The sequence below is a fragment of the Clostridium phoceensis genome, assembly GCF_001244495.1.
GTDB classification, from domain to species: Bacteria; Bacillota; Clostridia; order Oscillospirales; family Oscillospiraceae; genus Lawsonibacter; species Lawsonibacter asaccharolyticus.
In genome coordinates this window covers 1,808,713-1,830,882 of the sequence record NZ_LN866274.1, presented here as the reverse complement: position 1 = coordinate 1,830,882, position 22,170 = coordinate 1,808,713, and the positions used below count along the sequence as shown (strand labels likewise).

The following is a 22,170-nucleotide window of genomic DNA, read 5'->3' as shown; positions in this document are numbered from 1 at the left end:
GCCCCGTTATTTTCCGTCCTTTCCGTTCTGATACAGCCAGAGGGCCACGATCCCCGCCATCACCAGCGCCATCAGCCACTCTATCATGGTGCTCCCCCTCCTTTTCGTTCTATGATAGCCCGCCGCCTCCTCTTCCGTCAAGGTGTTTTTCAGTTGACATAACTTTCAACAGCGCTTATTTCCCTTTCACCCGTTCCGACTGCCCTCCCCAGCCGCCGCCCTGGGGTGGGAAACAACCAAACTGACAAAAAGCCCCGGCGCGCATGCGCCGGGGCTTTCTCACTGGACGTGCTGTTCTGTTGGGGAAGGAGCGATATTACACCAGCGTTCCGCTGTCCTCCTGGGTGTCGGCAGCGGCCTCCACCTCAGGCTCCTCCTCGGCGAAAAAGCCCTCCTCTTCCGGCTCCTCCAAGGGCTCGGCCTCCACTGCGCCGGCGGTCCCCGCGGTGATCAGATTGCCGTTCTCGTCGATGGGGTCGTCCTTGCGGTACTGTGCCAGTCCGGAACCGGCGGGGATCAGCTTGCCGATGATGACATTCTCCTTCAGCCCCAGCAGGTGGTCCACCTTGCCCTTGATGGCGGCCTCGGTGAGCACCTTGGTGGTCTCCTGGAAGGAGGCGGCGGACAGGAAGGAATCGGTGGCCAGAGATGCCTTGGTGATGCCCATGAGCAGACGGGTGCAGGTGGGCAGGCGCAGGTCCTCGCCCATCTCGTTCTTTTCCCCGGCCTCCATGCGGGTCCTCACAGCCTTCTCAGCGTCCCAGAACTCGATGATGTCGATGGTAGCGCCGGAGAGCAGGTCGGAATCTCCCGCGTCCTCCACCCGGACCTTCCGCATCATCTGGCGGATGATGACCTCGATGTGCTTGTCGTTGGTGTCAACGCCCTGCTGACGGTACACTTTCTGAACCTCGCGGATCAGATAGTTGTGACAGGCGGACAGCCCGCGGATGCGCAGCACCTCGTGGGGGGACAGGGCACCCTCGGTGAGCTGGTCGCCCTTGGCCACCACGTCGCCGTCCTTGATGCGCAGGCCGGCGGCATAGGGCAGGGCATAGGTCACCACCTCGCCGTCGTCGGCGGTGATGGTCACGTTGCACATAATGTTGCGCTTGGTCTCTTCAATGGACACCCGGCCGCTGATCTCGGCCAGCTGGGCCATCTTCTTGGGCTTACGGGCCTCGAACAGCTCCTCCACTCGGGGCAGACCCTGAGTGATGTCGCCGCCGGCCACGCCGCCGGTGTGGAAGGTACGCATGGTCAGCTGGGTTCCGGGCTCGCCGATGGACTGTGCGGCGATGATGCCTACCGCCTCGCCGGCGCCTACAGGCTCACCGATGGCCAGGTTGATGCCGTAGCACCTGGCGCACACGCCGCTGCGTGCCTCACAGGTGAGGACGGAGCGGATCTTGGCAGAGTGGATGCCGTGGGCCTCCAGCACCTTGGCGTCCTCATTGCGGAGCATGGTGTCCCGGCTGAACAGGAGCTCGCCGGTGGCGGGGTCCACGATGTCCTCGGCGGGGTAGCGGCCGTGGAGGCGCTCGGCAAAGGTCTCGATGACCTGGCCGTACTCCTCGATCTCGCTGACCTCGATGCCGTCCCGGGTGCCGCAGTCCTCCTCCCGGATGATGACCTCCTGGGACACGTCCACCAGACGGCGGGTCAGGTAACCCGAGTCAGCGGTACGCAGGGCGGTGTCGGCCATGCCCTTTCGGGCGCCTCGGGAGGAGATGAAGTACTCCAGCACGCTGAGGCCCTCACGGAAGTTTGCCTTGATGGGGATCTCGATGGTGCGGCCGGAGGTGTCGGCCATCAGGCCGCGCATGCCGGCCAGCTGACGGATCTGGGCCATGGAGCCGCGGGCGCCGGAGTCGGCCATCATGAAGATGGGGTTGTAGCGGTCCATGGACTCCCGCAGGGCGTCGGTCACGTCGTTGGTGGTCTTCTCCCACGCCTGGACGGACAGGCGGTAGCGCTCGTCGTTGGTGATCAGGCCGCGGCGGTACTGCCGGTCGATCTTGATGATCTCCTTCTCCGTCTGGCCGATGAGCTCATACTTCTTGGCAGGCACAGTCATGTCCGCAATGGCCACGGTCAGGGAGCCCACGGTGGAGTAGTGGTAGCCCAGGTCCTTGATGGCGTCCAGCACGCCGGCGGATACAGTAAAGCCGTGCTTGGTGATGCACTTGTCGATGATCTTGCCCAGCTGCTTCTTGCCCACCACGAAGTTGATCTCCGGGTCGAACATGGTCTCTGGATCGGAGCGGTCCACGAAGCCCAGGTCCTGGGGAATGGCGTCGTTATAGATCAGGCGGCCCACCGTGGTCTCCACCAGCTTGTAGCGCATCATGCCGTCCACCTCCCGGTAGAGGCGGACCTTGATGGGCGAGTGGAGCGTGACGATCTTGGCGTCATAGGCCAGCAGGGCCTCATCCTTGTCGGCGAAGATATGGCCGGTGCCCTCCTCCTCCCGGCTGTAGGTCAGGTAGTAGGAGCCCAGGATCATATCCTGGGTCGGGATGGTGACTGGGCCGCCGTCCTGGGGCCGCAGCAGGTTGTTGGCGGAGAGCATCAGGATGCGGGCCTCGGTCTGGGCCTCGGCGGACAGGGGGACGTGGACGGCCATCTGGTCGCCGTCGAAGTCGGCGTTGAAGGCGGTACACACCAGGGGATGAAGCTTGATGGCACGGCCTTCCACCAGCACCGGCTCGAAGGCCTGGATGCCCAGGCGATGCAGCGTGGGCGCGCGGTTGAGCATCACCGGGTGGTCCTTGATGACGAACTCCAGGGCGTCCCACACGGCGGGAGCCCCCTTGTCCACCATCTTCTTGGCGGATTTGATGTTGTTGGCCAGACCATCCTCCACCAGTTTCTTCATCACGAAGGGGCGGAACAGCTCAATGGCCATCTCCTTGGGCAGGCCGCACTGGTAGATCTTCAGGCTGGGGCCGACCACGATAACACTTCGGCCGGAGTAGTCCACGCGCTTGCCCAGCAGGTTCTGGCGGAAGCGGCCCTGCTTGCCCTTGAGCATGTCGGACAGGGACTTGAGGGCCCGGTTGTTGGCGCCGGTGACGGCGCGGCCCCGGCGGCCGTTGTCGATGAGGGCGTCCACCGCCTCCTGGAGCATCCGCTTCTCATTGCGTACAATGATGTCCGGGGCGTTGAGCTGGATCAGCCGCTTGAGGCGGTTGTTGCGGTTGATGACCCGGCGGTACAGGTCATTCAGGTCAGAGGAGGCGAACCGGCCGCCATCCAGCTGGACCATGGGGCGGATCTCCGGGGGGATGACGGGCAGCACATCGATGATCATCCACTCGGGCTTGTTGCCAGAGAGGCGGAAAGCGTCCACCACCTCCAGGCGCTTGACGATCCGGGCTTTCTTTTGTCCGGAGGCGTCCTTCAGCTCGCTGCGCAGCTGCTGGGAGAGCTGCTCCAGGTCGATCTGCTGGAGCAGCTTTTTGACCGCCTCGGCACCCATGCCGGCGTCGAAGTCGTCCTCATACTTCTCCCGCATGTCCCGGTACTCCTTCTCGGAGAGGATCTGGTTCTTGGCCAGGGGGGAGAAGCCAGGATCAGTGACGATATAGGCGGCGAAATACAGCACCTTCTCCAGGATGCGGGGGCTGATGTCCAGCAGCAGGCCCATCCGGGAGGGGATACCCTTGAAGTACCAGATGTGGGAGACCGGGGCGGCCAGCTCGATGTGGCCCATGCGCTCCCGGCGCACCTTGGCCCGGGTGACCTCCACGCCGCAGCGGTCGCAGATCTTGCCCTTGTAGCGGATCTTCTTGTACTTGCCGCAGTGGCACTCCCAGTCCTTGGTGGGGCCAAAGATGCGCTCGCAGAACAGGCCGTCCCGCTCCGGCTTCAGGGTGCGGTAGTTGATGGTCTCCGGCTTTTTGACCTCGCCGTAAGACCACTCGCGGATCTGCTCAGGGGAGGCGATGCCAATCTGAATGGCGTCAAACTCCGTATAACTCATCGTTCAATCTCCTCCCTTTTCTCTCAAAAATCCTCGTCGGAGAAGTCCTCTCCGTCCATGGAATCGTTCGTGCTCTCTCCCACTTCCAGGTCATCGTCGTCGCTCTCCCCCTTCAGGGTGTAGCCGGCGGCGGAGAAGTCGGAGTCCTCCGCGGAGAAATAGAAATCGTCGTCGTCATCGCGGCGGCCGGGCTGGTAGGCGTCCTCGTCGTCGTCCTTCAGCTCGATCTCGTTGCCCTGCGCATCCAGCACTTTCATGTCCAGGCACAGGGACTGGAGCTCCTTGATGAGCACCTTGAAGGATTCGGGCACGCCGGGCCGGGGCACGTTGTGGCCCTTGACGATGGCCTCATAGGTCTTGACACGGCCGGTGACGTCGTCGGACTTCACCGTCAGGATCTCCTGGAGGGTATAGGCGGCGCCGTAGGCCTCCAGGGCCCACACCTCCATCTCGCCGAAGCGCTGGCCGCCGAACTGGGCCTTGCCGCCCAGAGGCTGCTGAGTGACCAGAGAATAGGGGCCGGTGGAGCGGGCGTGGATCTTGTCGTCCACCAGGTGGTGCAGCTTCAGGAAGTAGACGTAGCCCACAGTGACCGGGTTGTCGAACCGCTCGCCGGTGCGGCCGTCGTACAGCCAGTTCTTGCCGTCCACCAGACGCAGCTGGCCGGCCTTCTGCCACTCCCGGACCTGGACGTTGTCCGCCATCTCCTCCGGAGTGAGGGCCCGCAGCTCGCCGCCCTCCTCCTGGGGTGCCAGATAGAGCTGCTTGCCGATCAGGGGCTCGTCATAGCCCACCTCCCGGGCCAGGCCGGCCATCTTCAGGCACTCCTGGATGTCCTGCTCGTTGGCGCCGTTGAAGATGGGGGTGGCCACCTTCCAGCCCAGGGCCTTGGCGGCGTAGCCCAGATGGACCTCCAGCACCTGACCGATGTTCATACGGGAGGGCACGCCCAGAGGGTTGAGCACGATATCCAGGGGGGTGCCGTCGGGCAGGAAGGGCATATCTTCCTGGGGCAGGATGCGGGAGACCACGCCCTTGTTGCCGTGGCGGCCGGCCATCTTATCACCCACAGAGATCTTGCGCTTCTGAGCGATGTAGACCCGGACCACCTCGTTGACGCCGGGAGAGAGCTCGTCACCTGCCTCCCGGGTGAAGACCTTGACATCCACGATGATGCCGCTCTCTCCGTGGGGCACCTTCAGGGAGGTATCCCGGACCTCCCGGGCCTTCTCGCCGAAGATGGCCCGGAGCAGGCGCTCCTCGGCGGTCAGGTCGGTCTCGCCCTTGGGGGTGACCTTGCCCACCAGGATATCGCCGGAACGCACCTCGGCGCCCACCCGGATGATGCCCCGCTCGTCCAGGTCCTTCAGGGCGTCCTCGCCCACATTGGGGATGTCCCTGGTGATCTCCTCGGGGCCCAGCTTGGTATCCCGGGACTCGGTCTCATACTCCTCGATATGGATGGAGGTGAACACATCCTCCTTCACCATGCGCTCGTTGAGCAGCACGGCGTCCTCGTAGTTGTAGCCCTCCCAGGTCATGAAGCCCATGAGGATGTTCCGGCCCAGGGCGATCTCGCCCCGGTCGGTGGAGGGGCCGTCGGCCAGTACGTCCTGATAGTCTACCCGCTGGCCTGCATTGACAATGGGCCGCTGGTTGATGCAGGTGGTGTGGTTGGAGCGCAGATATTTGGTCAGGCGGTACTCCTTGGTCTCGCCGCTGTCATATCTTACAGTGATATACCGGGCGGACACCTTGGTGACCACGCCGGGCCCCTCCGCCAGGATGGCCACCTCGGAGTCGATGCAGTTCTTATGCTCCTGGCCGGTAGCCACGATGGGTGCCTCGGGCCGGAGCAGGGGCACAGCCTGGCGCTGCATGTTGGCGCCCATCAGGGCGCGGTTGGCGTCGTCATTCTGGAGGAAGGGGATCATGGCGGTAGCCACGGAGACCATCATCTTGGGGGATACGTCCACGTAGTCCACGCTGTTGCGGTCCACGGAAATGATCTCGTTGCGGTGGCGGCAGGTGATGCGCTCGTTGACGAAGCAGCCGTTCTCATCCACCGGCTCGTTGGCCTGGCCGACGGTGTACTCATCCTCCACGTCGGCGGTCATGTACTCGATCTCGTCGGTGACCCTGCCGGTGGCCTTATCCACCTTGCGGTAGGGGGTCTCGATGAAGCCGAACCGGTTCACCCGGGCGTAGGAGGCCAGATAGGAGATCAGGCCGATGTTGGGACCTTCGGGGGTCTCGATGGGGCACAGGCGGCCGTAGTGACTGTAATGGACGTCGCGCACATCGAAGGAGGCCCGGTCACGGGACAAGCCGCCGGGGCCCAGGGCAGACAGACGGCGCTTGTGGGTCAGCTCGGCCAGGGGGTTGGTCTGGTCCATGAACTGGGACAGAGGGCTGGACCCGAAGAACTCCTTGATGGCAGCGGTGACAGGGCGGATATTGATCAGGCTCTGGGGGGTAACCACGTCCAAGTCCTGAATGGTCATGCGTTCCCGGATGACCCGCTCCATACGGCTGAAGCCGATGCGGAACTGGTTCTGGATCAGCTCGCCCACGCAGCGCAGGCGTCGGTTGCCCAGGTGGTCAATGTCATCGGGGGTGCCCACGTTGTGGGCCAGGCCGTTGAGATAGTTGATGGAGGCCATGATGTCCGCCACGGTGATGTGCTTGGGCACCAGGTCGTCCACGTGGTCGGCCACCGCCTCCTTCAGCTCCTCGCCGGAGTACTGCTCCAGGAGCTGGCACAGCACGGGGAAGGACACCTTCTCGGTGATGCCGCACTCCTCCGGGTCAAAGTCCACGAAGTTCTTCATATCCACCATGTTGTTGGCGAACACTTTCACCAGCTTGCCGTCCACATCCAGGACAGCCTCATTGACCCCTCGGTCCTCCAGCTCCCGGGCCCGCTCCCTGGTCAGGTTCTCCCCGGCCTCGGCGATGATCTCACCGGTACGGGGGTCGGCCACGGGCATGGCCAGGGTGTGGCCGGACAGGCGGCTGCCCATAGCCATCTTCTTGTTGAACTTATAGCGGCCCACCGCGGACAGGTCGTAGCGGCGGGGATCAAAGAACAGGCCGTTGAGCAGGCTCTCAGCGGAGTCCACCGTGGGAGGCTCGCCGGGACGCAGCTTACGGTAGATCTCCAGCAGGGCCTCCTCATAGTTCTTGCAGGTATCCTTCTCCAGGGTAGACTGGATGCGCTCGTCCTCACCGAACATCTCGATGATCTCGGCGTCGGTCTTGGGTCCGATGGCCCGGATCAGGCAGGTGATAGGCAGTTTGCGGTTCTTGTCGATGCGCACATAGAACACGTCGGACAGGTCGGTCTCATACTCCAGCCAGGCTCCCCGATAGGGAATGACGGTGGTGGCGAAAGTCAGGTTGTCCGCCTTGTCCGCAGTGCGGGTATAGTACATGCCGGGGGAACGGACGATCTGGGAGACGATGACCCGCTCAGCGCCGTTGATGACGAAGGTGCCGGAATTGGTCATGATGGGGAAATCTCCCATGAAGATCTCCTGCTCCTTGATCTCCTCGGTCTCCTTGTTGCGCAGGCGCACCCGGACCTTGATGGGCGCGGCGTAGGTGCAGTCCCGGGCCTTGCACTCCTCCACGTCATACTTGGGCTTCTCGTCCATGGAGTAGTCGATGAAGGACAGCTCCAGGTTGCCGGCGTAGTCAGTGATGGCGGCTACGTCCCGAAAGACCTCCCGCAGTCCCACGTCCAGGAACCACTGGTAGGACTTCTTCTGGATCTCCAGCAGATTGGGCATCTCCAGGATCTCCTGATAGCGGGCAAAGCTCTTTCGCAGGGTCTTTCCGTAATATACGTCCTTGACCGTCATTTCTAAAAATCAACTCACTTTCTTTGATTTGAAAGGGGTGAATCTACTGTTTTTCGGTCCTTTCCCGGCTCTCTTCCGCATTTTCCCCGTCGTTGTGCACAAAAGCGCCAAACCGCGCCTTTTGCGAACACCCGGCTCAGTTTGAACCTTTTTCAACTTTCCTCTTGTCAACTTCCGGGGCCTATGTTATAGTTTCCGTGGAGCATGGGGGACCGTGCTCTTTTTATGAGGATATAAAAGCATTTTACTTTACCATGAAAGCCTTTAACTTGTCAAGGGGCTTTCTGTAAATTTTTCTTTCTTCTTAGGAAAAGGGCAAAATTTTTTTCTTGCGCCCATCCCATTTTTGTTATATAATTAATTGGTACTTGATCAAATATGCCGGTGTGATGGAATTGGTAGACGTGACGGACTCAAAATCCGTTGGTGGCGACATCGTGTGGGTTCGAGTCCCACCACCGGCACCAAACCAATATAATCCGAACTTGTTTCCGATAGGAAATGGGTTCGGATTATTTGTTATATTTAAAGAAAAATAGCCAAATGGCTAATCGCAGATTAAGACCACTCTTTTAGAAAAGAGTAGGGTTTCCAGATAAATTTTGGTATAATTTACAATATAGGCAGGGGGCATTATATGAGTATGGTGAAATATAATCGATGAAAGCGGGCAGCCCCATAAGCAGATAGACCCATATATGAAAGGCCGTTTGCAAAGCAAATTGATGCATGCCATTACGAAGAAGTAGCAAAACCGGGGAATGCCGTGCAAGGGTCAAGATGAACGCTTCGCGCCCTTGCCGGCATTCCCCGGTTTTGTCCGTCCTAAGCCAACGCTGCTTTTTATGGAATCAGCCCCGGACAGGATCTCTGTCCGGGGCTGATTTCTTATTGGGGAGGCTTTTGCCTCGTTTTACGATGGTTCGTTCTGCGGCCCCGGGAGCCGCTGTCAATCCCGATTCAAAAACAGAGTATGCTCTCATTTTATGGGAGCTCCACTCTCAGCCCACCGTCTTCCAATGCTTGTCCACGTGGTTGAGGATCTCACAGCCCTCCTCCGTCACAAGCACCAAGTCCTCCACCCGGACCCCGAATTGACCAGGGAGGTACACTCCTGGCTCAATGGAGAAGATCATTCCAGGCTTGGCTACCAGCTCTGTGACTGCACTTACATCCCCCTTCTCATGCTCTGTCTGGCCAATAAAATGCCCCAGGCGGTGGGTGAAGTACTCACCATAGCCCGCCGAAGCGATATGTTCCCGGGCCGCGATGTCCAGCTCCCGCAGGGGGATGCCGGGACGGATCATTCCCTCCGCGATCTCATTGGCACTGCGGACCAGGTCATGGATGGCCGCGTATTTGGGGTCCGCAGTCTTGCAGAAGAAGGTGCGGGTCATATCGGAGCAGTACCGGTCTTTCCGGCAGCCCATATCGATAACAATGCAGTCTCCCGCCTTCAGGCGGGTCTGGTCCGCCTCATGATGGGGGTCGGCGGCGTGGGCGCCGAATGAGACAATGGGCTGGAACGCCACAGCGTCGCAGCCCTCCGCCGCGTACTGGCTTATGATATAGTCGGCCACTTCCCGCTCCGTGATCCCCTCCTGGAGGAAGGCCGCCGCCCGTTCCATTACTGTGTCATTGATACGGGAGGCCGCCCGCATCAGCTCCCGCTCCGCCTCGTCCTTGCAGGCCCTGGCGTGATCCACACAGTCGGATGCCACTATATACCGGCTGTCCGGATTGCGCTCCATCAGGGGCAGAAGGAACCGGGCCGGCCACTCCTTGTCGATCCCCAGGGCGCTCTTTCCGTCCACATGGGAGGCCAAAATCGCCACCGCATCATCGGTGTCGGAGGACCACACCTGCTCATAGGGAGCTTCCGGCACAGGGAACAGCCTGTTCAAAAACAGCTTGTGGTGCCCGTCCCGGCGGAGATAAAAAGCAAACAGGCGCTCAAAGGGAAACACGTCATACCCGGTGAGATACCAGATGCTGTCTGGGTCAGACACCAGCATCTGGTCCAGCCCCATCTCCTCCATGGAGTCCAGCACTCTTTTGATACGTTCCTGATACATGGATCATCAGCCTTTCTTCTTCAAGATCACGGACTCTACCAGCGCCGGAGAGAGCAGCTCCCTGATGATCCTCACCCCGGTCTTCAGGGACTCCACCGGCGCATATTCAAACCTTCCGTGGGCGTTGTGTCCCGCGCTGGGCAGATTTGGGCACGGCAGACCCATGTAGGTCAGGACGCTTCCATCTGTCCCGCCCCGGATGGGCGAATGGGTGGGGGCAGCAATGCCTGCCGCCTTCATGGCCTGCTCTGCCAGTTCCAGGATCTCCATGTGATCCTTCAGGACCTCATGCATATTGTAATACTGGTCCTGGAGCTCCACCTCGGCCGTGTGCGCCCCATAGCGGCGGTCAATCTCTGCCGCCGCTTTCTCCATCATCGCTTTCCGCTCCTGGAACCTCTCCATGCTGTGGTCACGGACGATATAGATCATGTCGGCTTTCTCCACAGTCCCGTGCATCTCCTGGAGGTGGAAAAAGCCCTCGTACCCCTCTGTATGCCCCGGTATTTCCAGGGCCGGAAGCAGCGCGTTGTATTCCCCGGCCATCAGGATGGCGTTTTTCATTTTATCTTTCGCAGTGCCGGGATGGATGCTGAAGCCGTGAATGGTAACCGTGGCCTTGGCCGCGTTGAATGTCTCGTACTCATAGTCCGTGATATCCCCGCCGTCCACCGTATAGGCAAAATCAGCGCCAAAGCCTTTGACATCAAAGCCGCTGGCCCCCATGCCGATCTCCTCATCCGGAGTAAATCCGATGCAGATCTTCCCGTGGGGCACGCCCTCAGCCAGCAGCTCCTCCACTGCCTGGAGGATCATGGCGATGCCCGCCTTGTCATCCGCCCCCAGAAGGGTGGTCCCGTCTGAGCAGACCAGATCCTGCCCCACAAACTTTTGAAGCTCGGGGAACTGGGCCGCCTCCATGACGATCCCTTTTTCCCGGTTCAGCACCACGTCTCCCCCTTCGTAATGGATCACCTGGGGCTTCACATCCTTCCCCGTCATATCCGGGGTAGTGTCCATGTGGGCGATCAGGCCGATGGCGGGCAGATGCTCACAGCCCGGTGAGGCGGGCACAGAGGCATACACATAACACTTCTCGTCCAGCACCGCGTTCTCGATGCCCAGCCCGTGGAGTTCCTCCACCAGCAGACGGCCCATATCGAACTGCCGCTGCGTGCTGGGCGTCACCGCTCTCCCGGCATGGTAGTCGCTCTCGCTGTACACCTTCGCATAGCGGATCAGACGGTCTACAACTGTATCCATTCTATGATCCTCCTTATCCTTCTCAGAGCAGATTCTCCGGATTCAAGCACTTCAGCTCCTCCAGCACAAACAGGCCGTCCTTCCGAATGAGCACATCATCGAACCAGATCTCACCACCACCGAACTCCGGCGTCTGGATCTGGATCAGGTCCCAGTGGACGGCGGAATGATTGCCGTTGGAGGCGTTGTCATAGCTGTTGCCCGGCGTCAGATGGAAGCTGCCAGCGATCTTTTCATCAAAGAGGATGTCCCCGATGGGATGGGTGATCACTGGGTTCACCCCGAAGGCGAACTCACCGATGTACCGGGCGCCCTCATCAATATCCAGGATCTCATTCATATATGGGGTGTTGTTGCTGGTGGCCTTTACGATCTTGCCGTCCCGGAACTCCAGATACACGTCCCGGAACAGGAAGCCGTCATAAGGGGAGGGGCAGTTATAGGTGATATGTCCGTTGACCGAATCCCGCACCGGCGAGGTATAGACCTCTCCGTCCGGGATATTCCGGTTCCCGTGCATGGCATAGCAGGGTATGCCCTGAATGGAGAAGGTAAGGTCTGTCCCTGGAGCGATGATGTGCACCCGGTCTGTCCGGTCCATCAGCTTCTCCAGATGCCTCATAGCCCGCCCCATCTTGTCGTAGTCCACCAGACAGGCCCGGAAATAGAAGTCCTCATACTCCTCGGTGGACACGCCGGCCAGCTGGGCCATGGCGTCGTTTGGATAGCGCAGCACGGACCACTTGGTGTGGTTGCACCGCTGGGCCAGGTGGATGGGGCCCCAGTAATACTGGCGGTAACGGCGCTGAGCCTCGTCACTGACATTGTGCCATGCGCTGATGTTGGGCGTGGCCCGGATGTCGATATAGGCGTCCATATCCTTCATCCGCTCCAGTTCATAGGAGGCGATCTCCTCCATATGCTCCGCGTCGGCCCCCTGGACCAGCGCCCCCTCCACCCCATAGTCAAAAATGTGGATAAAGGGCTTTCCTCCCACCGCATAGGCCTCCTGGACCAGCGCCTTCATCAGTCCAGTCTCGCTGCCGTGGAGCTCAATAAGGATCTTCTCCCCCTTTTGCAGCTCCACCGCGCTCCGGATCAGAAATTGAGCAAACTTGCGAATTCTCGGGTCCTCCATAATGACAGAGCACTTCCTTTCCTGATTTTGATCCTATTGAAAAAAGCGGGGCAGAAGGATCTCTTCTGCCCCGCTTTACGATCACTTCTCCTGATAGAGCGCATCCAGGGAACGGGCGGCTTCCCCTTTCGGTGTCACAGCGGACACGACCAGGATGGCAATGACGGAGGCAGGCACCGCTACGATGGCACACTGTATCCCATAGGGCGTTCCCATCAGCGTCCAGACGATCGTTGCCAGACCGCCCACCAGGATGCCGGCAATACCGGCAGCCGGGGTCACCTTCTTGGAGAACAGCGCGAACAGGATAGCCGGCGTGATGGCCGCGCCGTACATGGTGTAGGCGGTCATCTGCAGAGAGAGCACGGTGGGGAAATAGAGGGTCAGGGCCACCGCGATGACACTGAATACCACGATGGTCCCCCGCAGCACCAGCATCTTCTGCTTGTCCGTAGCGTCCTTGCGGATATATTTGACATAGATGTCATTGGTCAGGTTGGTGGCGGAGGAGAGCAGATAGCTGTCCGCCGTGGTGACGATAAACGCCATGCAGGCACACATGATCAGCGCACCGAAGGCCATCGGCAGATAGTCCACGGATACCTGGAAGATCACGTTGGAGGGCGTGTCCAGCGTGGGATACAGGCGGGCCGCCTGGGTCACCACTGCGATGATGCTGACGATGACCAGGATCTCGCCAATGAACATGCCGATGTTGGACTTTTTGGCCTCTGTGCTGTTTTTGGCAGAGGCAAAGCGCTGCAGCATGTTCTGGTCGCCCAGCATCAGGGCCAGGGAGGGCAGGAAATAGCCCAGCAGTTCCCAACCGGACATGCCGCCGGTGAGAGTGGTCTTCTCCGGGGGCAGCACAGCACCCTGCGCGTTTGCCACACTGATCAGGATGGGGATGGCAATGAAGAATCCGCCGATCATGATCAGCGCACTGATCGCGTCGGAGTATGCCACGGATACCAGTCCTCCGCCCACTGTGATGACCACAATAATCGTGGTGCAGATGACAAGTGCCAGCCCACGGGAGATCTCCACACCGCTGGAGCTGCACAGCAGGACCAGAATGTCGGCCGCCGCCTTCAGCTGAGTGGCCAATACGCCCACATAGGCCAGCATGACGCACACCGCGGAAATGATGCTGGCGCTTTGGCCGTAACGGGCGCCCATGATCTCCGGGACCGTGACCTTATTGGACTTGCGGACCTTGCCCGCGATGAAATACAGCAGGATAATGCCGATAGGGGGCGCGGCAAAGGTGATGGCGCCCACCCACGGGCCGCCGTTGTAAATGATGCTGGCATTTCCGGTGATGCCGCCTCCGCCGCACCAGGTAGCCAGCAGACTTCCCACCAGGATGATGAAGGGTATCCGGTGGCCGCCTGTGACCATGTCGTCTGCAGTTTTCACTTTCTTGTGCGCAATGACCAAGCCATAGATCATCAGCAGAAACAGGTATGCACCGATTGCGATAATATAGCTCATGGTTCTCTCTCCTCTCTGTTCACACACATAATAGAAAATTTTAACTGACTAATGCGCTGATGTCAAGCTTTATTCGCCCCCATCCCGTCTTTTCTGTGTAAGTACATTTCATATAATGCATAAATTATTCGCATGGTCGTAGATTTAATTTAGTCATAGAGTACAGTCTCAAAATGTTTAAAATAGAACATGCTAACCATTTTCTTGGTCAGCATGTTCTTTATCAGGAATCACCTATTTTTTCTTAAATAATATAGAACTTTGCATATTGTTAATATCAGGAAACCAATATACCACCACAATAAACTAATCTGGAAAAGCCAAATAATTGGAAGCAGCAACGCTTCTATAAAGAGTAGTATGACCTCTGGAAGAGATACTTTTGTTCTCTTATATTCATCCAACGCAAGAATAAAACAATATAAAGATCTCACAGATATTACAATTGCAAAAAATTTAAATCCCGACATAGGTAGCACCAGAATGTATTTCTATAATGGCTAAGCCATAGATCATCAGCAGAAACAGGTATGCACCGATCGCGATAATATAGCTCATGGTTCTCTCTCCTCTCTGTTTACACACATAATAGAAAATTTTAACTGACTAATGCGCTGATGTCAAGCTTTATTCGCCCCCCTTGCTTTTTCGGCTAAAAATATATAAATATATAGAATAAATTTTCGTTCTATACAGCCGCAGCTTTCTCTGGGCCCCCAACAAGTAGTTGCCGCAGAAGCACCTGTCCGTAAAATATTATCTCTCGAAGCCTATAGCCATGTGTCTCAGCTATTATCTTATGCCGAATTATGCCGATAACTTAAATGGATACTCACTATTAGGACGTTAATACAGAGAGAACGTGTGGAGGAAGAAACAATGAGGAGCATTAAGGCAAAAATACTGGTGTCCATGGTCCTAACATTGGCAATTTCCCTGATCCTGGTCGGCGGCGCCTCCTGTATCCTGAGCTATAGGGGTACACAGTCGACGCTGGAGGCCAGCATGAAAGAAATGGCTGTTGTGGCTGCTGACCGGGTGTCGTATGAACTCCAGGCATATCGGAACATCGTGGGAGAAACGGGAAGTACTGCACGCCTCTCCAACCCGGAGATCACCCTGGCAGAAAAGCAGGATCTGCTCCAGCAAAAGGTAGATACCTATGGTTTTCAGCGTTATAACCTACTGAATACCCAGGGCCGCAGCCTGATCGACGGGTCAAATTACAGCGACCGGGCCTATTTCAAAGCCGCAATGCAGGGGAACACTTATGTCTCCGAGCCATTGATCTCCTCTGTTACCGGTGAGATGACGATCATTATTTCCGCTCCAGTCTGGCAGGATGGACAAGTGGGGGGCCGGGTAGCTGGCGTGGTCTACTTTGTGCCCCAGGAAACATTCCTTAACGAGATTGTCAGCAACCTCCAGATAAGTGAAGGCGGAACAGCTTATATGCTGGATGCCACCGGCAACACCATTGCCCACCGCAATCTGGAAAGCGTCCGCAATCAGGAAAATACCATTCAAGATGCAAAAGGCGATAAATCTCTGGCCGATTTGGCCGCGATCGAGACGGATATGATTGCTGGAGGCACCGGGTTCAGCCAGTACAGCTATGGCGGAGAGACAAAGTTTACTGCGTATGCTCCCGTCCCTGAGACCAACGGCTGGAGCATTGCTATCAATGCCCCAACCTCCGATTTTACTGGCACAGCCATCCTGGGGATCATTATCACCCTTGTTCTGCTTATCGCGGCTGTCATTGTCGCGTCCTTGGTTGCTCTGCGGTTGGCAGTTGGCATTGGCGGCCCCATCAAGGCCTGTTCGGACCGCCTCCATCTGCTGTCCCAAGGAAATCTGGAGGCTCCCGTACCCGACTTTGACCGCAACGATGAGGTGGGCGAATTGGTATCCTCCACCAAAATTATTGTCACCGCCTTAAGTACCATTTTGAAGGATATTGACTATCTGCTCAGCCAGATGGGAGAGGGGAATTTTGTAGTCGATTCCCGGGTTCCGGAGCTGTATATTGGAGACTTTGCCCCCTTGCTGGTCTCCATGCGCCGCATCAAGAACAAGCTGAGCGATGTGCTCTCCCAAATCCACACAAGTTCCGCCCAGATCGCTGCCGGCTCTTCCCAGGTATCGGACGGCGCCCAGGCACTGGCTCAGGGTGCGACCGAACAGGCCAGTTCTGTACAGGAACTGGCAGCTACCGTACATGACATTTCTCAGAATGTGGACGAAACAGCGGATGTATCGAGACAGTCCCGCTCCCGGGCCGAGGAGGCCGGTGGACAGGTCATGCAGAGCAACGAAATGATGCTCCAAATGACGACTGCCATGGCAGAGATCACAGAGTTCTCTAAAAAAATCGGGAATATCATTACTACCATTGAGGACATTGCTTTCCAGACCAATATTCTGGCCCTCAATGCCGCTGTGGAAGCAGCGAGAGCCGGGACAGCTGGAAAGGGCTTTGCGGTCGTTGCTGACGAAGTACGCAATTTGGCCTTTAAATCCGACCAAGCGGCTAAGGCCACGAAAGAACTGATCGAGAGTTCTGTTGAGTCGGTGCAAAATGGAAACGCCATTGTGACAAATGTAACGGATTCGCTCCAAAAGACAACAGATCTTGCCGGTTTGGCTGTAGACGATATGGTCAGGGTAGCTGAAATGGTGGATACCATTTCAGCGGCAATCGCACAGGTTACTGTGGGATTGGATCAGATTTCCGCGGTCGTTCAGACCAATTCTGCCACCAGTGAGCAGTCCGCTGCCGCCAGTGAGGAGTTGTCCTCCCAGGCGCAGCTCCTTGACGATCTTGTTGGACAGTTCCGGCTCCCAGACAATGTGCATTCTTATAGCGATACTTTGGGAAACTGATCTTCCACAAGCCAAAACCTTCGGCTAAGCCGGATGCTTTGGAACTACAAACACAAAAGCGGACTGCTAGTGCAGTCCGCTTTTGCATTTCCTATGCTCCGATCGTGTCACACGCGCTCCAGGGGCTGGTCCGGCAGGCTGCCCAGCGGGCGGTAGACGGTGAAATACATGGTGAGGATACAGGCTAGGCCGCCGATCAGCTGGGAGACGGCCTCCGCTGTGAAGACGCCGGTCGTCCCCATCCAAATGGGGAGAATGACAGTGAGCGGCGCGTTGATTACCGCTTTGCGCAGCAGGGAGAAGAAGATAGCCTGCTTGGAGCGCCCCAGCCCCACAAAGACGCCCTGACCTGCCATCTGAAGGGACATGGGGATAAACAGGCAGAAATAGATGCGCAGCGCAGGGATACCGGCCTCCACCACCTCTGGTTCATTGTTGAACACCCGGATCAGCATGCCGGGAAACAGCATGGCCACGGCCCAGAAGGCGGCGGCATACGCCACGGTCACCGCCACACTGAAGCGGATGGAGCGGCGGACCCGGCTGTACTGTCCGGCGCCGTAGTTGTACCCCGTCACCGGCTGGGCACCATTGCTCAGGCCCTGCACCGGCATGAAAAACACCTCCCGCAGCGAGTTGATGATGGTCATCACCCCCACGTACAGGTCCCCGCCATAGGCCTGAAGGGTGGCGTTGCACACCACCTGGACCAAGCTGTTGGTCAAGTTCATAAAGAAGCCAGACAGGCCCAGGGTCACGATGGATCTTACCCGTGGGGCACACAGCGCCATATTCCGCACCCTCAGCCGCAGAATAGCCCGCTGCCCGGTAAGGAAGCGCAGCACCCACAGGGCGGAGCACCCCTGGGCGATCACAGTCGCCAGGGCCGCGCCCCGCACCCCCATCCCCATCCCAAAAATAAAAATGGGGTCCAGCACGATGTTTACCAAGGCTCCCAGCCCCACCGTCATCATACCCACCCCGCCAAACCCCTGGGCCGTGATGAAGGGATTCATCCCCAGGCCGATCATCACAAAGATCGTTCCCAGAAGATAGATGGTCATATACGCGTCGGCATAGGGATAGGTGGCGTCGCTTGCGCCGAACAGGTAGAGCAACGGCTGCTTGAACCATAGAAAGACGGCAGTGACCGCAGCCCCAAAGATCAGCAGCAGGGTGAAGGCGTTGCCCAGCACCCGCTCCGCCTCCTCATTGTCTCCCTGTCCCCGTTTGATGGAACACAGCGGCGCGCCTCCAGTTCCGCACAGGTTGGCAAATCCCATGATGATGGATACGATTGGGATCGTCAGTCCCAGCCCGGTCAGGGCCAGATGCCCAGGCAGACGCCCCAGGTAGACCCGGTCCACCACGCTGTACAGTACGTTGATCAGCTGCGCGGCGGTCATGGGCAGAGCCAGGGACATGATATTGCGGGGGATGCTCCCTCTGGAAAAATTATGGACTTCCCCTTTCACCATCTCCCGCCTCCTATGGCCGCGCTTCTCCGCACTCCGCCTGTCCGGCGTCTTGATCCTGCCGTGCAGGACCCCAGCCCCGGCACCCCTGCTTTTTAACAGTTGTATTTTATAATGATTTCTTTGTAAAATCTATATGTAAAACAGCCAAAACCACGTCCGCCTCCATGAACTGCCCCAACAGCCGGGCTGCCCAAAGTGGTCTCCGGTAAAAAAGTAAGTCGTGGGTTTTCAATCATCTCCCGCATCATGAAATATAGGAGACCGAAAGAGCGACCTATGCCGTAATCGCCAAAGAGATGCGCACAGCGCCCGAAAAGGCAAGGCATGTCCATGACGGCTTTTATCACTACTATCTGCAATATTTTACACCAGCCCGCCAGCCCCCCACTCCTGTGTCAAACGACAGCGGCATGGCGCACCACAGCAACACCAGCCCTATAGCAATATTGATGGGGCGGCAATATTTGGTCAGGGACTTTTGGAAAGCGCCGCCCGCCGCAGCCCAGGTAAGGGTCCCCGCCGCACCGATGGCTGTCAGTATGACCACGTGGATCGGCACGGCGTTGAGGTCCTTATCACAGGGCAGGATATAGCCCGTGTAGACCATGATCGCGAAAAGATAATCTTTACATTAACAAATCTCATCAGGGAGTCCTCCCAAAAGGACATCTGCCTGTCCTCCGTCTCTCCCGGCTTGCGCAAGTCCGCATGGATATCGAGGCAGACAATATAAGCCGCGCCTACATATTTAAGCCCCACTGCCGACGGCATATACCTTTCCCGTTCATAGTAAAACATGGTACAGGCTTCCATCACACATGGATCTCCCCCGGAGCTCTCCCCCTCGGAAAAAGGCAAGCTGTCCACAGTGGGAAAGACAAGACAGGAGCGCCCCGCCGGGGCGCTCCTGTCTTGTCTCTATTGGGGGCGGTCAGGACTGGGTGTTTCCGGCCTCCACAGGTTCGGGCTGCTGCTTTTTGCGGCGGCCCTTTTTGGTGCCGTCCAGGTTCTCCCGCCGGATCAGCAGATAGAAGGCGGGCATCAGGAACATGGCCAGGAGGGTGGAGGCGATAAGGCCGCCCACCATGACGTAGGCCATGTCCTTCATCATGCTCATGCCGCTGTCATTGGAAAAAATCATAGGCACCATGGAGATGATGGTGGTCAGGGTGGTCATCAGGATCGGGCGCAGGCGGGTGGTGCCCGCCTCCACCAGTGCATCCCCTAGAGGCATGGTCTGCCGCAGCTGGTTGGTGCCGTCCACCAGATAGATGCCGTTGTTCACCGCGATGCCCACCAGCATCAGGAAGCCCATCAGGCCCACGATGCTCATGGGCCGCCCGTTGAGGAACACCAGGCCGATGGAGCCAATAAGGCTCAGCGGAATACACATCATCACCATGATGGACAGCCGGGGGGAGTCGAACTGGATGGCCATGACCAGGAACACCAGGAAGATGCCCGCGGCGATGGCGGTCGCCATGCTCTCCAGGCCCTCTGCGGTGCTCTCATCCATCATGCCCACGCCGAAGGACACCCCCTGGGGCAGGTCGAGCTGGGCCGTCCGGGCGTCGATCTCTTTTGGGGCGCTGTACTTGGCGGAATCGGTGGTGGTGGCCGTAAGGGTGACGCTGTACTGTCCCTCCTGCCGGGTGATGATGGGCAGAGTAGTGATGTACTCTACGGTGGAGATGTCCCGCAGGGCCACCTGCTGGCCAGTCTGGGTGGTGATGGGGTAGTCCAGCAGGGCGGAGATATCGTCGTACTTGCCCTCGGGGTACTCCAGGACCACATCATACTCCGTGTCGCCGTAGTCCACCGATGTGGCATTCATGCCCTCCAGCAAATAGTAGATCTGCATGGCCACCGCTGACTCAGAGGTGCCCAGGGCCATGGCCTTCTGGGAATTGATGACGATGCGGCCCTTGGACTGGCTGGAGCGGAAGGGGTTCTCGATGCGGATAACGCCGGGGACCTGTGTCATGGCCTCCTCCACCTGCTCCGCTGCGGTCTGAAGGGTATCCAGGTCGCTGCCCAGCAGGACCACGTCCTTGCTGTTGCTGCTCATCAGGGCGCTCATGTCCATGGCGCCGCTGGGGGAGACAGACACATCCATATCCGGCACGCTGCCGAAGCGGGCGGTGTACTCCTCCACCGCCGCCTCGCTGGAGCGGTCACAGTTATCTACGGAGTAGGCGGTGAAGGAGGCGGTATTCCCGGACAGGTCCAGGGTCACGCTCTCGAAGTTCTCGTCGGAGAGGAGGGCGTCCTCCAGGGTCTGAATGCGCTGGTTCATCACCTCCACCTTGGTGCCCGAGCGGAAAGCTACGTCCACAGTGATGCTGCCGTCATAGTTGCTGGCCATCATCACAAATTCCATCTGGGTCATCAGCAGGATGGCGGCCAGGAAGCAGGCGCCGCCCACCAGCACCACCCGCCCGGGGTGGCGCAGCAGCCGGGGCAGGGTCCGGCGGTAGAAGCCCTTGAACCGGCCCAGGATGCGGTTGGTAATAAGCTGATCCTTGGTCCGGGGCTTGAGCCAGAGGAAGGCCAGTGGGACCACCACCACAGCGCACAGGAAGGAGCACAGCAGGGTCAGCAGGATGGTCCAGCTCAGGGGGCCGGTCATCATGCCCACCAGGCCGTCGGCCATGGCCATGGGGATGTACACCACCACGGTGGTGAGGGTGCCCGCCAGGATGGACATGAGCATGGTGGCCGTGCCGGTGGCGGCAGCCTCCCGGAAATCCATTCCCTCTTCCTTGCAGCGCATGCAGCTCTCCAGCACCACAATGGAGTTATCCACGATCATGCCGATGGCGATGATGAGGGCCGAGCCGGTCATCAGGTCGATGTTGAAGCCGGCAAAGTTCAGCAGGATCACTGCCAGCAGGATGGACAGAGGCATGCTGATGCCCACGATCAGGCTGGCCCGCAGGTCGCCGAAGAAGACGAACAGCACGATCATGGTTAGGATGACGCCGGTGATGAGGGTATTGAGCACCTCGCCCAGGGTCTCCAGGATACTGTCGCCCTCGCTGTAAATGGTCTCAAAGCCCACACCGTCCACGCTGTACTGGTCCAGCACGTCCTGGACCGCATTGCACACCTCCATAGTGGCGGCGGAATCCTGCTTGGTGACAGTGAGCATGACGCTCTCCTGGCCGTTGTAGCGGCTGACGGTGTCCGCATCCTCCTTATACAGGTTGAAGAAGGTACAGATATCCTCCAGCATTACCGTGTGGCCGGAAGGGGTCTGGATGGGCAGATCCCGGAAGTTGGGGTTGACCTCCACGTTGCCGTACACGCCCAGGGCGATGTCCTGGGAGCCCAGGGACACGCTGCCCACCGGCATGTCGAAGTCGGCCGCCGCGATGGCAGAGCCCACGGTGGAAATGGACAGTCCATACTGCCGCATGGCCGCCTCGTCCAGCACGATGCGCAGGTACTCATCCCGGGCGCCGGACAGCTCTACCCGGGCCACGCCGCCGATATTCTCCAGGGCGGGGACCACCTCGTTGTCCAGATAGTCCGCCACGTCGATGCCCGCGGGGGCAGTGGCGGAGATCATCATGGTTCCCAGGGCGTCGGCGCTGATCTCCATGATGATGGGGTCGCCGCACTCGTCAGGGAGGGAGGGCATCAGGTTATCGATGGCGCTCTTCAGATCAGAGTAGGCGTCGTCCATGTCCGTGCCGTATTGATAGGTCAGCTGGAGCATGGTGTAGTTTTCCGAGGAGTAGGAGTTGATGGAGTCCAGATCGGACAGGGACTCACACTCGTCCTCCATTGGCTGGGTTAGCAGCCGGTCCACGCTGTCCGCATCTGCCCCCGGCCAGGTGATCATCACCAGCTCCATGGGCATCTCCATGTCCGGCATATACTCCAGGGGCATCCCGGTGAGGGAAGCGGAGCCGAACACCACCACGCCCAGGATGAGGGTGATGATAGACATGGGGCGCCGCAGGACTAATTGAATGAACTTCAT

12 protein-coding genes and 1 tRNA gene are annotated in these 22,170 nt (G+C 58.7%); 3 read left to right on the top strand and 10 right to left on the bottom strand.

Annotated elements, in window-relative coordinates; translation table 11 throughout:
* Nucleotides 1–6 precede the first annotated feature (6 nt).
* The 3 genes from BN1969_RS17960 to rpoB form a co-directional block, all read right to left on the bottom strand.
* On the bottom strand, nt 7–141 hold the full coding sequence (locus BN1969_RS17960; protein ID WP_147577055.1) for a prepilin-type N-terminal cleavage/methylation domain-containing protein: 135 nt from the start codon (nt 139–141) through the stop codon (nt 7–9).
* Between the two features lie 175 nt (nt 142–316).
* A complete protein-coding gene (gene rpoC / locus BN1969_RS09570; protein WP_050624098.1) occupies nt 317–3,985 on the bottom strand; it encodes a DNA-directed RNA polymerase subunit beta' in 3,669 nt (1,222 codons plus the stop codon).
* Nucleotides 3,986–4,008: 23 nt separating this feature from the next.
* Nucleotides 4,009–7,848, bottom strand: coding sequence for a DNA-directed RNA polymerase subunit beta (rpoB, locus tag BN1969_RS09565; RefSeq protein ID WP_050624097.1), 3,840 nt, complete (start codon nt 7,846–7,848; stop codon nt 4,009–4,011).
* A gap of 380 nt (nt 7,849–8,228) precedes the next feature.
* Here rpoB and BN1969_RS09560 point away from each other — a divergent pair.
* Nucleotides 8,229–8,315, top strand: a tRNA-Leu gene (locus tag BN1969_RS09560).
* A gap of 186 nt (nt 8,316–8,501) precedes the next feature.
* Nucleotides 8,502–8,597, top strand: coding sequence for a helix-turn-helix domain-containing protein (locus BN1969_RS18900; protein WP_077138826.1), 96 nt, complete (start codon nt 8,502–8,504; stop codon nt 8,595–8,597).
* Nucleotides 8,598–8,849: 252 nt separating this feature from the next.
* On the opposite strand, the gene BN1969_RS09555 is transcribed toward BN1969_RS18900, so the two are convergent.
* From BN1969_RS09555 to BN1969_RS09540, 4 genes are all read right to left on the bottom strand, one after another.
* Entirely contained in the window at nt 8,850–9,923 is a 1,074-nt protein-coding gene (locus BN1969_RS09555; protein WP_050624096.1) for a M24 family metallopeptidase, read from the bottom strand.
* A 6-nt stretch (nt 9,924–9,929) separates the two neighbouring features.
* A complete protein-coding gene (gene pepT / locus BN1969_RS09550) occupies nt 9,930–11,186 on the bottom strand; it encodes a peptidase T (RefSeq protein WP_050624095.1) in 1,257 nt (418 codons plus the stop codon).
* A 22-nt stretch (nt 11,187–11,208) separates the two neighbouring features.
* The gene (locus BN1969_RS09545) at nt 11,209–12,324 is read right to left on the bottom strand and encodes an aminopeptidase (RefSeq protein WP_050624094.1); all 1,116 of its coding nucleotides are present in this window, start codon (nt 12,322–12,324) and stop codon (nt 11,209–11,211) included.
* Between the two features lie 81 nt (nt 12,325–12,405).
* On the bottom strand, nt 12,406–13,818 hold the full coding sequence (locus BN1969_RS09540) for a sodium:solute symporter family protein (RefSeq protein ID WP_050624093.1): 1,413 nt from the start codon (nt 13,816–13,818) through the stop codon (nt 12,406–12,408).
* Between the two features lie 879 nt (nt 13,819–14,697).
* Between BN1969_RS09540 and BN1969_RS09535 the strand changes: the two genes are divergently transcribed.
* The gene (locus BN1969_RS09535) at nt 14,698–16,704 is read left to right on the top strand and encodes a methyl-accepting chemotaxis protein (protein WP_050624092.1); all 2,007 of its coding nucleotides are present in this window, start codon (nt 14,698–14,700) and stop codon (nt 16,702–16,704) included.
* A gap of 107 nt (nt 16,705–16,811) precedes the next feature.
* Here BN1969_RS09535 and BN1969_RS09530 read toward each other — a convergent pair whose 3' ends face one another.
* The 3 genes from BN1969_RS09530 to BN1969_RS09520 form a co-directional block, all read right to left on the bottom strand.
* Nucleotides 16,812–18,182, bottom strand: a complete 1,371-nt coding sequence (locus tag BN1969_RS09530) for an MATE family efflux transporter (protein ID WP_050624091.1) — start codon at nt 18,180–18,182, stop codon at nt 16,812–16,814.
* A gap of 349 nt (nt 18,183–18,531) precedes the next feature.
* A complete protein-coding gene (locus tag BN1969_RS18375; protein ID WP_050624090.1) occupies nt 18,532–18,789 on the bottom strand; it encodes a LysE family translocator in 258 nt (85 codons plus the stop codon).
* A 324-nt stretch (nt 18,790–19,113) separates the two neighbouring features.
* The gene (locus BN1969_RS09520) at nt 19,114–22,170 is read right to left on the bottom strand and encodes an efflux RND transporter permease subunit (RefSeq protein WP_050624089.1); all 3,057 of its coding nucleotides are present in this window, start codon (nt 22,168–22,170) and stop codon (nt 19,114–19,116) included.

Bases quoted from the DNA above. Each gene is read 5' to 3' on its own strand.
- BN1969_RS09555 (WP_050624096.1), bottom strand. From the start codon at position 9,923: ATGTATCAGGAACGTATCAAAAGAGTGCTGGACTCCATGGAGGAGATG.
- BN1969_RS09540 (WP_050624093.1), bottom strand. From the start codon at position 13,818: ATGAGCTATATTATCGCAATCGGTGCATACCTGTTTCTGCTGATGATC.
- pepT (WP_050624095.1), bottom strand. From the start codon at position 11,186: ATGGATACAGTTGTAGACCGTCTGATCCGCTATGCGAAGGTGTACAGC.
- rpoC (WP_050624098.1), bottom strand. From the start codon at position 3,985: ATGAGTTATACGGAGTTTGACGCCATTCAGATTGGCATCGCCTCCCCT.
- BN1969_RS09545 (WP_050624094.1), bottom strand. From the start codon at position 12,324: ATGGAGGACCCGAGAATTCGCAAGTTTGCTCAATTTCTGATCCGGAGC.
- BN1969_RS09530 (WP_050624091.1), bottom strand. From the start codon at position 18,182: ATGGTGAAAGGGGAAGTCCATAATTTTTCCAGAGGGAGCATCCCCCGC.
- rpoB (WP_050624097.1), bottom strand. From the start codon at position 7,848: ATGACGGTCAAGGACGTATATTACGGAAAGACCCTGCGAAAGAGCTTT.
- BN1969_RS09535 (WP_050624092.1), top strand. From the start codon at position 14,698: ATGAGGAGCATTAAGGCAAAAATACTGGTGTCCATGGTCCTAACATTG.
- BN1969_RS18375 (WP_050624090.1), bottom strand. From the start codon at position 18,789: ATGGTCTACACGGGCTATATCCTGCCCTGTGATAAGGACCTCAACGCC.
- BN1969_RS09520 (WP_050624089.1), bottom strand. From the start codon at position 22,170: ATGAAGTTCATTCAATTAGTCCTGCGGCGCCCCATGTCTATCATCACC.